General features: G+C 57.5%; 11 protein-coding genes. 4 read left to right on the forward strand and 7 right to left on the reverse strand.

Annotated features, from left to right (window positions below; translation table 11 throughout):
* Positions 1-262: 262 nt before the first annotated feature.
* The 3 genes from ACFFSY_RS01665 to ACFFSY_RS01675 all read right to left on the reverse strand — a co-directional run bounded on the left by ACFFSY_RS01665 (position 263) and on the right by ACFFSY_RS01675 (position 2,562).
* The gene (locus ACFFSY_RS01665; RefSeq protein ID WP_377488916.1) at positions 263-664 is read right to left on the reverse strand and encodes a carboxymuconolactone decarboxylase family protein; all 402 of its coding nucleotides are present in this window, start codon (positions 662-664) and stop codon (positions 263-265) included.
* Positions 665-743: 79 nt separating this feature from the next.
* A complete protein-coding gene (locus tag ACFFSY_RS01670) occupies positions 744-1,418 on the reverse strand; it encodes a Crp/Fnr family transcriptional regulator (protein WP_377488919.1) in 675 nt (224 codons plus the stop codon).
* Between the two features lie 562 nt (positions 1,419-1,980).
* On the reverse strand, positions 1,981-2,562 hold the full coding sequence (locus ACFFSY_RS01675; protein WP_377488922.1) for a TetR/AcrR family transcriptional regulator: 582 nt from the start codon (positions 2,560-2,562) through the stop codon (positions 1,981-1,983).
* A 263-nt stretch (positions 2,563-2,825) separates the two neighbouring features.
* Between ACFFSY_RS01675 and ACFFSY_RS01680 the strand changes: the two genes are divergently transcribed.
* Together ACFFSY_RS01680 and ACFFSY_RS01685 are read left to right on the forward strand one after the other, a co-directional pair.
* Entirely contained in the window at positions 2,826-3,731 is a 906-nt protein-coding gene (locus ACFFSY_RS01680; protein ID WP_377488925.1) for an SDR family oxidoreductase, read from the forward strand.
* Positions 3,728-5,275, forward strand: coding sequence for an MFS transporter (locus ACFFSY_RS01685; protein WP_377488928.1), 1,548 nt, complete (start codon positions 3,728-3,730; stop codon positions 5,273-5,275). The genes ACFFSY_RS01680 and ACFFSY_RS01685 overlap by 4 nt, the downstream gene beginning before the upstream one ends.
* A 157-nt stretch (positions 5,276-5,432) precedes the next feature.
* Here ACFFSY_RS01685 and ACFFSY_RS01690 read toward each other — a convergent pair whose 3' ends face one another.
* Both ACFFSY_RS01690 and ACFFSY_RS01695 read right to left on the reverse strand, forming a co-directional pair.
* On the reverse strand, positions 5,433-5,897 hold the full coding sequence (locus tag ACFFSY_RS01690) for a Fur family transcriptional regulator (protein WP_377488931.1): 465 nt from the start codon (positions 5,895-5,897) through the stop codon (positions 5,433-5,435).
* Positions 5,898-5,973: 76 nt separating this feature from the next.
* Complete coding sequence (locus ACFFSY_RS01695; protein WP_377488934.1) at positions 5,974-6,507, reverse strand: YbhB/YbcL family Raf kinase inhibitor-like protein; 534 nt, start codon at positions 6,505-6,507, stop codon at positions 5,974-5,976.
* A gap of 182 nt (positions 6,508-6,689) precedes the next feature.
* On the opposite strand from ACFFSY_RS01695, the gene ACFFSY_RS01700 reads away from it, so the two are divergent.
* Positions 6,690-7,355 (forward strand): GntR family transcriptional regulator, encoded by a 666-nt coding sequence (locus ACFFSY_RS01700; RefSeq protein WP_377488937.1) that lies wholly within the window; start codon positions 6,690-6,692, stop codon positions 7,353-7,355.
* A 173-nt stretch (positions 7,356-7,528) separates the two neighbouring features.
* Here ACFFSY_RS01700 and ACFFSY_RS01705 read toward each other — a convergent pair whose 3' ends face one another.
* Complete coding sequence (locus ACFFSY_RS01705; RefSeq protein ID WP_377488940.1) at positions 7,529-8,605, reverse strand: Gfo/Idh/MocA family protein; 1,077 nt, start codon at positions 8,603-8,605, stop codon at positions 7,529-7,531.
* Positions 8,606-8,625: 20 nt separating this feature from the next.
* Positions 8,626-9,786 carry a Gfo/Idh/MocA family protein gene (locus tag ACFFSY_RS01710; protein WP_377488943.1) on the reverse strand — a complete coding sequence of 387 codons (1,161 nt, stop codon included), beginning with the start codon at positions 9,784-9,786 and terminating at the stop codon, positions 8,626-8,628.
* A gap of 194 nt (positions 9,787-9,980) precedes the next feature.
* On the opposite strand from ACFFSY_RS01710, the gene ACFFSY_RS01715 reads away from it, so the two are divergent.
* Positions 9,981-10,856: a helix-turn-helix domain-containing protein gene (locus ACFFSY_RS01715; protein ID WP_377488946.1), complete on the forward strand. Its 876-nt coding sequence runs from the start codon at positions 9,981-9,983 to the stop codon at positions 10,854-10,856.
* Positions 10,857-11,830: the final 974 nt, after the last annotated feature.

Genomic DNA, 11,830 nt, shown 5'->3' on the forward strand with positions numbered 1-11,830 from the left:
AAAAACTGCATAGGCTGATTCACTCTAATTTGTCAATGGCGCTACTGATTATATCACAGCGTTATTTTGCGTTCAATTAGTTTTTTCGTTACTTTTGATATCCGAAGATGACCCGCATTCCTATTCACTGGGGTCATCTTTTTTTATTTCTCCGGCGCCAATTTGAGAATGTCTCCTCTTCTACCGTGCTCCGCAAAAGAAAGACCCCCACGAATGTCATCGGATGGATGCCCAATGACGATTCCGGGGGTATTCGGCGTCTCTAACAGAAGCATTCAGGCCCATCGGAAGCCGCGGTCGAAGCCTGTTGTCTTCCGGCCGCTGCCTCGCCTGGCTCGCTCTCCTCGTAGGCCAGCAGCGCATGCGTGCCGTGGCTGAGCACCGCGCCTGCCCGCGTGGAGGCGGCTACCAAGAGCGCCTGCACGATTTCTTCCCGCGTGCCGCCGAGCGCCCAGAACTTCTTGACATGCACGTCGATGCAGTACGGGCAGCCGGTGACATGCGCGACGGTCACGGCGATCAGCTCTTTCGTCCGGACGGGCAGCACTTCGGAATCGGCATATGCCTCCTGTTCGAAAGCAAGGTAAGCGGCCGCGGCAGGCTGCGCCAGCTTCACCATGTCGGGAATGCGGTTCAAATTCGAGCGGTCGTAATAAGAGGACATGTCATCTACTCCTGTCGGCTTGGATTATCGGTACCTAAGCCAGTATAGGAGAGCGCACTGCCATGCTTCCGTGACAAAGTCACGCTTGACCGTCCGAAATGGCGGCCAGCCTCTCCCGGTCAAGCACCGTGATGCGCCCCCGTCCCAGAGCGACGGCGCCTTGCGAAGCGAAATCCTTCAGCAACCGGCTAATGACCTCCCGGGCGGTGCCCAGCTCGATGGCGAGGTTCTCGTGCGTAACCGGCACACAGGCACGATCCGCCGTCGTCGCCAGCAGAAGCTCGGCGAGCCGGCGCGGCACCGGCTCGAACGCGATCTGCTCGAGCAGGCGCGTCACGTTCGCCATCCGCCCGACGAATTGCCCGTAGACGAACCGGCGAACCGGCTGGTATGCGTTCATCCAGCTCCGGAACATCTCGACCGGCAGAAGCAGCGCCTCCGTATCGGACTCGATCGAGATGGAGGCTTCGTATTCCAGCTCGCCGAGAATGCTGGCCAGCATGAGGACGCAGCATTGTCCGCCCGTTAAGCGGTACAGCGTAATTTCGCGGCCGGACGGACTGATTTTATACACGCGCACCCACCCGCTCAAGATGAAGACGGCATGCCGGAATACATGCCCTTCCCGGATATATACCGGGCTGTCCGGATTCAGGCGGACAACTTCCGCCTCCCGCCAGTCCGCATCCGGCAACGCGCCGAAGCAGGGAAATATCCGATGGAGACGGCGAAGGTCGAGCGGCTGCGAGAGCATGGGACATCCCCCTTGGATCAATTTTCCTACATCCTACCACGTCGGCCTGCGCGAAGAAAGCAGCTCAAGTCCCTAGGGCAACCAATACGTTTCAAGCCGATATTCAGACGGGGGCGCCCACCAACTGAAAGCTTGCGAGCGCTCATGACCCCGACCGTGCGGCTGAGCTCATATGGGAATAAAACTTCACGTTGTTATTGAAAAAGGACAGCCCCGCTAAGCCGGGACTGTCCTTCCCCCATCTTCGCCGATCTAGCGGCGCTGCAAGCTATTGGCATGTTCGATGCCATGCGCGATCCCTTCTATGCCCCAGCAGAGTCATTCCTTCGACAGCGTCACCGGATAACAGCTCCTCTTTCAGACGATGAAGGAGCTGGATACTGAACTGGATCTGAATGCTAATAGGCGTGCTTGGTCGCAGCCAGAACCGTGACGATCGTCTCCATTCGTGAGTCTCACATCGAAAAAGCGAAAGACGCCTCGTTAGGCGTCTTTCTTAGGTTGCGCTCAGTCATGAAATTGTTAGAGGCCGTCGCATAGGGCGCGTCCTTGCTCACCGCGATTATCTCGACCGAAGGTCTTGAATGAAATGCTTGGCCAGTTCCCGCGGATTCAATTGAGCAGGATCGCGTCCGCTCAGAATCCAGAAGAAGCTCGGTCCGATGAGCAGCGCGGTGGCTTGATCGAGTGCAATTGGCAGCGTATCCTTCCCGAGCGCGCGCTCGATCACGATCCGTGCGCTGTCGCCGAGCGGATCCTTCGCAGAGAGCATCTCCGCCACGGCGGCGTCATGCTGCGCTTCTCCGAGGAGCGCCCGATAGGCGGTCCCTGCCGACGAGCGCGCGAGGAAGCGAACGAGCGCTTCCAGGTAGGCCGTCAGGTCCTCCAACACATCCCCGGTAGGACGAATCGCAAGCTCTTCCTCCGCATCGGCCGCGCTGGCTTCGAGCAAGATCTCCGCCTTGTGCGACCACCAACGATACACGGTCTGCCTCGACACGCCCGCCCGCTCGGCGATGCCCTTCATCGTCACGGCCGCATAGCCGACCTCGACTAAGAGGTCGTCGACCGCATTAAGAATAGCCGCCCTCGCTTGCTCGCTCCGTGGTCGACCGCCATGATTCTGTTCTTTGTCCATGTCCATATTCATGTCTCAACTATACATGGCTGCAAGGCTCCTTGTCTATGATTCGACCTGGGCGGCGCACGCGATCTACACCCTCGGCGGCACGGGCAAAAACAATTACTGGACACAGTGTATCGATTCTTGTATATTAAGTTACACGGTGTCTCGTTATTGTATAAGAAGTACATCGGCGCGAATTCCGACGATGGAAATCCCGACGATGCGAGCAACCGCAAAATAGGAGCTGCAGTCCGCAGAAGGGCTGCAAGGAGGTCAACCATATGAAAGTATTTGTAACTGGAGCAACAGGTTGGATCGGATCGGCCGCCGTAGATGAGCTGCTGAGCGCCGGTCACGAGGTCGTCGGTCTGGCCCGGTCGGACGTCTCGGCATCGGCGCTCGAGGCGAAGGGCGCGTCGGCTCTGCGCGGGGATCTCGACGACCTCGACTCCCTCCGCCGAGGAGCGGCCGAAGCCGAAGGAGTCGTCCACTTGGCGAACAAGCACGACTGGGCGAATCCGGCGGAGTCGAATCGCGCCGAGCGGACCGCAGTCGCGACGCTCGCCGAGGCGTTGGCCGGTACCGGTCGGCCTCTCGTCGTGGCCAATGGCTTATCCGGCCTTGTTCAGGGACAGCCAGCGCTGGAGACAGACCCGTCGCCCGACGTGGGCCCGGACTCTCACCGCGGGGGCGCCGAGAATCTCGCGCTCGACTACGTCGGCCGCGGCGTGCGGACCGTTATTGCCCGGTTCGCGCCGACGGTCCACGGGGTCGGAGACTGGGGCTTCGTCAATTTCCTCATGTCCGCCGCGCGCAAGCAAGGCGTGTCCGGGTACATTGGAGACGGCACCCACGCTTGGTCCGCCGTGCACCGTTCCGACGCGGCCCGGCTCATCCGGCTGGGGCTCGAGTCCGCGCCTGCCGGATCGCGCTTGCATGCGATTGGTGAGGAGGCCATCTCCACCCGGGCGATCGCCGAGGTGATCGGGCGCGCCCTCCATATCCCGGTCGTCTCGATCGCGCCGGAAGAAGCCAATGCGCACTTCGGATTCGTCGGCCGCTTCTTCAGCCTATCCATGACCGGTTCCAGCGAACGCACTCGCGAGCTGCTCGCTTGGGCGCCTGCCGGGCCCACCTTAATGGATGACATCATGGCCGGCGCATACAAGAAAGGTGGCGAACGATGAGCGACCCGCAACCGCTGTCAAGCGATGCCGCGGCTTTGGCCGCGAACCCATCCAGGCAGTCCGGGCTCGTGCTGGCATGCGTATGCGCATGCACGATCTTGGTCGTGGGTCTTGTCGCCGCCATCAATCTGGCGGTTCCGCAGCTCGCGGCAAGCCGGCTGCACCCGAGTTCTTCGGAGCTGCTGTGGATCGTGGACGCATATGTCGTCGTGTTCGCCTGCCTCGTCATCCCGGGCGGCGCGGCCGGCGACCGGTTCGGACGCAAAGGCGTACTGATCGCCGGGCTCATTGCATTCGCGGTTGGGGCAGCTATCTCGGCCGCCTCGCCGAACGTGACGATCCTGCTTCTCGGACGCGCGATTACCGGCGTCGGGGCAGCGCTGGTGCTGCCGAACTGCGTAGGCACGCTCGTTCACGCGACCGCACCCGAACGACGCGGCCGGGCTCTCGCCATCTGGGGCGCGATGACCGGCATGGGAGGGCTCGTCGGCAACATCGCCGGCGCGGCGCTGCTGACTTCCGGCTCGTGGCGAGCGTTGTTCGGGGCCATTGCGCCCATCGCGCTTCTCTGCGCGCTCTGGGTGGCACTGGCCGTGCGGCGCAGCAGCCGCAGCGCTCGCGGTCTCGACCCGGCTGGCACAGTCCTTCTCGTCGCGGCAACCGTGGCGCTCTTAATCGGCATCATCGAAGGACCTGAGCGCGGTTGGACCAGCTTCGCCGTCATCGCCGCCTTCGCAACCAGCGTCGTGCTCGGGGCAGTTTGGGTCCTGGTCGAACTGCGGGTTCGTCACCCGCTGCTTGACCCCCGCCTGTTCCGAATACCGATGCTCAGTACCGTCAGCCTCGGCATGCTTGTCATGTTCTTCGGCAGCTTCGGCCTGTTCTATCTCAACGCATCGCTTCTGCAATACGGCCGCGGGTATTCCGTCTTGCAAGCCGGGTTCGCGATTGTTCCGATGACGGTGCCCATGCTGCTTGTCGCGCGATTCGTTCCCGATCTGGCGAAGCGCTTCGGCATCCCCGCCACGCTGTCCGCCGCCTTTCTTGCCATCGGCATCGGATTGCTCGGCCTATGCTCTGCCGCGCATCAGCCGTATCTCGCCTACGCGGCCTGGCTCGTCCTCATCGGGATCGGCTTCGCGCTCGCGCTCCCTTGCTTGACGGCCGAACTGACGGCGGCGCTGCCCGCCGAGCAGGCCGGCGTCGCCGGCGGACTCCAATCGGCAACCCGGGAACTCGGCAGCGCCATCGGCGTCGCGGTCGTCGGCACCGTGCTGACCGAGCGCTTTACCCGGCATTTGCCCGCAAGCCTGCTGCAGGAAGACCCGGTCCCGAGGACGGTCGCCGAGGCACTTGCTTCCGCACCCGCTCAGCAAGCAGCCATCATCGACTCGTTCACTACCGGAGCCGTATCCGCGCTGCAAGTGGCGAGCGTCGTCACGCTCATCGCCGGCGTCCTCGTCGTCACGGCAGCCTACCGGGCCGGACGCCGCCGACGGGAGCAGCGTTCAACCGTTATAGCGCCTACGGCTCCCCGTCGATAAGCCGGACCACCATCTGGCGCCCAGCTATCCAGCAAAGGTGCTAGCATCATTTTGATAAGGGGAGCTGTCAGAGAAGCACTGCCTTCTAAAGCGAACAAAAGGCGTCACAGGCGTGCAAGTCCCTGTGACGCCTTTTGCAGTTCGAGTAGAGGACGCATTAGGAGACGGATCGGTTATGGCAATCCGTTCTCAAGCATGCCTTGCCCGTAAAATAAATCGCGTCATCCACCAAATTGCAGCCGAACACGCGTTGTACAAGAGATTCCAGCTCCCCCAGCGCATGCCCGTTCAATTCCGAACTCTGGCCGCACTCGCTGCAGATCAAACAAGGCTTCGCATGTCCGCTCCGGTCATGTTGGCAGGCGAACCGGACCGACCTGTCGGAGGCAACGATTTTGTACACGATTCCCAGCTCGCCGAGCAGCTCCAGCGTTCGATACACCGTCGCCATTCCGATCGGAGGATACTGGCGTCTGACCAGGTCGAATACTTCCTCGGCGGTCAATGCCCCTTTTTCTCTCAATAAAATCTCCACTGTCACGGCGCGCTGCTTGGTTAACCGATATCCTCTCGTCTCCATAACGCGGGTGATCTGATCCAACCGTTCCGCGATCTCCATCATGTACCGTTCCCTCCATTCGATTCCGAAGCGGCGCATGCTCCGTTCTTGTCACTTCTTATTGCCTGCCGGGCATGAATTACTTCCTTTCCCCTGTTGCCACGAGAACGGCCCTCCCCAGCGTGTGACTTTGCATGGTGAACCCTAAGAGAGCCGGCGTAGCCTTCGCGTCGACGCCGATCGTTGGGACATCGAGCGCATGCACGACAAAATAATACCGATGAGGACCGTGTCCCGCCGGAGGCGCCGCGCCGATGAACCGTTCGAGCCGCAGATCGTTCGGCAGCTGCTGCGCCCCTTGCGGCAAGCCGCTGCCCTGCTCGTCGCCTGCGCCGGTCGGCAGTTCGGTGACGCTGGCAGGGATGTTGATAACCGCCCAGTGCCAGAGGCCCGATCCGGTCGGAGCATCCGGGTCATACGCGGTTACGGCGAAGCTCTGCGTCCCTTCGGGCGCACCGGTCCATCTCAAGTGAGGCGAAAGATCTTGGCCGCCCTCCACGCCAGACATCCCCGAATAGTGCTGCGGCGGCAGAGGAAGGCCCTCCGCTATGTCATGACTCGTCACTTGAAAGACTGCGGCTTCCGGCATTCTAGCAAATGGATTGTTGCTCATTGGTAATTACCTCCTTTTGTTGATTGCAACTCGATTATATAAACAAGAATCGATTCTGTAAATACAAATCGTTTATATTTATTATTATCGAATTTTTATGTTGTTTTTTTATGGACGACCGTGTACATTATTTAAAACGTGTATAATCCCGATGCGCATAAAAGGATGGTGTTGTCGGCTTCATGGCCAAAAGAAACGGTTCGTCCACGTTAAGCGAGAATGTCACGAAGAAACTGCAGTCCGATATATTGGCCGGACTATATGAACCAGGCCGTCCGCTCATTGTTGCGGAATTAGCCAAAGGATTCGAGGTCTCGGTCGCCGTCGTGCGAGAAGCGCTGACCCGGTTAGCGACTCATGGCCTCGTCTTGCAAAACCCGAACCACGGGTTCTCGGTGAAGACGGCATCGGAAGCAGAACTGAACAGCATCATTGAGGCGCGATTGATCAATGAATCCGCCGCATTACGCTTGTCCATCGCGCATGGCGATCTCGCCTGGGAGTCCCAAGTCATCGCCATTCACCACCAATTAGCGCAGACGGCCGAGTATCAAGAAGTGAATCACAAGCTTGCCGTTAGCGCAGAGTGGTCCGACATTCACCGGCAATTCCATTACCAGCTTATCGCCGCTTGTCCGAATCCGGTGCTTCTTGATATCTGCCGGCGCCTGTGGGATTTGAGCGAATTTTATCGGCATTACTCGCCCCCGCAGCAAACCGCTCGCGACGGCCGCGCTGAACATAAGGCGTTAGCCGATGCCGTTCTTAACCGCGACGGCGACCAGGCCGTCGAGATCTTTCGCGCGCACATCCAGCTCACCGCGGACAATCTGTTCGACAAGCGATGAGCGGACTTGACCTGCAAACCGGCACCTGGCTCCAACCCGCTGCCAACAGCAGGCAAGCATAGTATGGAGTCTGAGGCCAGCTAGCCCGTATACCGGCCAACGACAAATAGACATCTACCTCCTCATCGGAGGCAGATGTCTTCTTGTTCTGCAGATCGCTCGACGCAAGCGCCCTATCGCTCGATTCGAATCGCTTCCCGCTGCGCTCTCAAGCACAGCTCCGCCGCCATGAAGGCATGCTCCTGCGTCATCGCGTTCTCGGTCCGGTTCAGGCAGTCCAGAATGAGCTGCCCGAAGTACGGATAGCCGACCTGTCCGCTAACGTTAAAATGGTATTCGCCAGTTTGATTGACCAAATAGACGTGATTGCCGCTTTTCTCGCGCGCGACATCGATATATTTGCGCAGCTCGATGTACCCTTCGGTGCCGAGTATAAGGGTACGTCCATCCCCCCACGTGCCTAAGCCGTCCGGCGTGAACCAATCGACCCGGAAATATTGCGTGGCCCCGTTGTCCCCCAGCAAGGTGGCATCGCCGAAGTCCTCCAGTTCTGGGTAGTCGGGGTTGTTATAGTTCGCGATTTTGCTATGCAGCACCTCCGCCTTCTTGCAGCCGGCATAGTACAGGAACTGCTCGACCTGGTGGCTGCCGATATCGCACAGAATGCCGCCGTATTGTTCCCGCTTGAAGAACCAGTCCGGTCTGGACGGCGCGTTCAGCCGGTGCGGGCCAAATCCGGTCACCTGAATAACGCGGCCGATCGCCCCTTGCTCGATGAGCTGACCGGCATACACCGCCGCCTCCACATGAATTCGTTCGCTGTAGTACACCGCGTATTTCCTGCCGGTCTCGCGAACTTTGGCGCGGGCCGATTCCAATTGTTCCAGCGTCGTGAAGGGGGCTTTGTCCGTAAAATAATCTTTGCCGGCGTCCATCACGCGAAGGCCCAGCGCGCATCGCTCGGACGTAATGGCCGCCCCGGCCACCAGATGAACGTGCGGATCGGCCAGAACCTCCTCCTCGGAAGACGCGATCTTCACTTGGGGGTAGGTTCGCGCGAACGCTTCCGCTCTTGCCGGATCGCGGTCATACACCCACTTCAACGCAGCGCCCGCTTCGATCAGCCCGTTCACCATGCCATAGATATGCCCATGGTCGAGCGCCACCGCGGCGATCGTGAATTCGCCCGGACCCGCCACCGGGTTCGGTTTGCCTTTCGGCGCATAGTTCATGCCGTCGTTCTTCGTCATCGTCTTGACCTCCGCCTCGGTTATGATTTCCCGTTATAGCTGCTGCCTGTCGTAATGGTCAGATCCGCGAAATTCTCCACTGCGGCGCCTTTCTCGTAGAAATGCGGCACCTGCTTCATCAATCCTTCCCGCGTGTAGAACGGATCGTCCTTCCGCAGCGGAAGGACGACCTTCTCGCCGGTGCTCGCGGATTTGTAAATACTCGTAATGAGCTCTAACGTGCTGCGTCCGCTGACGCCGTCGATCAACACCGGCGCCCCGGTCTCGATGGCCTGCAGTACATTATCGATCTGCGCGGCATGGCCTTCGTAAGGCAGATCCGGCAGCTCGTCGTAGTATTGTTGGATATTCGCCTCGAGGGATGGATTCCGATCCGGAAAACCGTTCGGCAATGACGTGGAAGCCGTGACCCGCCATGGCGCCGAGATCCGAGCGTGCTGCCCTTGGAAGATGAACTGCTGCTCTTCGCCATGATGCACGACGGAGCTTGTGATTTGCCCCAAGCTCCCGTTCGGATATCGGAGCATCGCGATGGACAAGTCCTCTACTTCCGCATTGTCATGCGCGACGTTGCTCATATAAGCTTGAAGCTCGCTCGGCTGACCCAGCATCCAGAGCAAGGCGTCGATGTGATGAACCGCATGATTCAGCGTAGGGCCGCCGCCCTCCTTCTCCCATGTGCCGCGCCACCACAAATCGTAATAGCAATGCCCCCGCCACCAGAACGAATCCACTTGGGCATGGAGGATTTTGCCGGCGAGCCCGCTGTCCAGCACGCGCTTCAATTTCATGATCGGATTGCGGAACCGGTTCTGCGCGACGACGGACAACACCTTCCCGCTGCTCGCCGCGGCTTCGATCATCGCGTCGCATTCTTCAAGGGAAGAGGCCATCGGCTTCTCCACGATGACATGACTGCCCGCATGGAGGAAATCGATCGTCACCGGCGCATGGACGAACGGCGGCATACACACCGACACCAGATCGATCCCCTGGCAGAGCAGTTCCTTGTAATCCTTGACAATGGCGGCATTCAACCCGAATTGCTCGCGCCTCGCTTCCGCTTTCTCGGGATACAGATCGCATAAAGCCACAATCCGGCAGCGGTCCTTGAATTGCAGATAACTTTCGATATGCGCGGATGAGATGGCTCCAGTACCGATAATCGCTACTTTCAACATGGATGTGCCTCCCTGGAAATGTAGGTGCTACTGAAATCATAGTCGAGCCAACGAGAGCATTGTGATTCGTCATGTGGAGGAAATAACGCTAGGTTGCGGTTTTCGAAGCGTACCGGTTGAAGCGGCTAAGTCGCTTCGATATAGTGTGGATAGAGGAGAGTGCCTACAAGACGATAGGGATGGGAGCGAGTTGCATGCCGGTTGCGACGGGTCATTACAGCGAGGTGCCGTTATATTTCGCCTACAAGCGCAAGAGCGTCAATGACGAGCATAAAGAAACGTTCCATTCCCACCTCGGGGTCGAGCTGCTGCTGATCCATCAGGGGAGCGGGACGATGATCGTGAACAACAGCCGCTATGAGATCAAGCCGGGCATGCTCTGCATCTTCCAACCGTTCCAGCTCCATCATCTGACGCTCGACTACGCCGACGATCAGAGCTTTGAACGCTCGATGGCTATTTTCGAACCGACCATGTACGAGCAATATTTTGAACAATGGCCGGGGCTGCACGACTTTTATGCCTTTATCTGCTCCGGGCAGCTTCCGTTCCCCTGCCTGTACGCGTTACACGATCTTCCCTTGCTGGACCAGTTGTTTCGGAATATGAACGAGCGCATGCCTGCCCTGCCGGAGGCGGACCAACTCGAGGAAATATCGCTGTTCCTGGTTAACCTGTACCGGGTGCTGAAACAAGAATGGGAGCGGCTGAACGAGAATACGGCCGTCTATCAGACGCGCCGCAAGACGCATCAAGTCGAGCATATTCTGAGCTGGATCGAAGCCAACTACGCCATTCCGTATCGGCTGGATGATATGGCGCGGTCCCTGCATATCTCGCCGTTCCACGCGTCCCATCTCTTCAAGGAAGCGACCGGCATCACCATCACGGAATACATGGCGACGCGCCGAATCCATCAAGCTGTTCGGCTGTTAACCACCACGAACAAGCCCGTCTCGCTGATCGCCGAAGAGATCGGGTATACGAACAGCTCTTATTTCTGCAAATTGTTCAAATCGCAGCTGGGGATTACACCTCATCAATACCGCAAGAAATGGACACGGCATTAGACTGTTCCCCGCGCTTGCACGCGTGAAAAAAGACGGCGGTGTCCCAAAATTCATCAAAAAGATGACGTTGAGACACCGCCTTTTTAATACAAAGTTTGGGTTACCGCTTCCACTGCGCGGTCTCATGTTCTTCCGATCGCTGTTGTTCCCGGATTCCCTGAATGTTACGGGTGGAGGTAGGAATCCGTTCACAAAGGATGATTGGTTTGCGCTCTGTTCGTGAGCGCAGCATTCATCCAAAGGCGAACGCTAACGCTTCTCCAGAATCATGTGACCTCTCCGCTCGGGATAACCCTACTTAAAATTTCAAAACAGAAAGAAATTAGTAGATAATAATCAAACTATGGTTACCCAGAAATCGAATTGAAGCAATCATGTGACGCTTATCAGCAAATTGGACAAAACGGACAAGTCTTACAAGCAGCGTTTGCTTGGTTCGCCGAAATATTTAATCGCTCCAAAGTATTTGTATTGAACACCTTTTCTCTTTCGTAGTTAATATCTAAACATAATCCTTGTTCAATATATTCATCCATTAATGGGCAGTAGTAATCCATATTTTCCACCGCCTAACCTCCCCGATAGGTACAATTCCCCTATAATGCTCACGATACATCCCTTCTGTATAAATCACCAATAGCTTTAGCGCTTCAACCGTATGTGGTTGAACAAAATTATTCCATAAAGCCAATCATAAATCGAAGATCAATTCCCTTGTTCTCGTAAAAGTATAGTTCGACCTCAGTAAACACAATTATTAAGATAACAACAAGTATTACATACTTTAGTGAACGAAATCCCCCCCTAAATATTAATTCTCTCTTTTCAATGGCATAGTACAGAATATTCCCAACCGTAATTGAAAAAATAATGCCCATTGCTTTCACAGGTTGTAAATACAAGAGGTTTGGAACACCCGTGATTGTTAGACTAATAACAAAACCAACGAGATAACCAATTAACAAATATTTAAT

The organism is Paenibacillus aurantiacus, from assembly GCF_042431225.1.
In the GTDB taxonomy this organism is placed as follows: domain Bacteria; phylum Bacillota; class Bacilli; order Paenibacillales; family Paenibacillaceae; genus Paenibacillus_Z; species Paenibacillus_Z aurantiacus.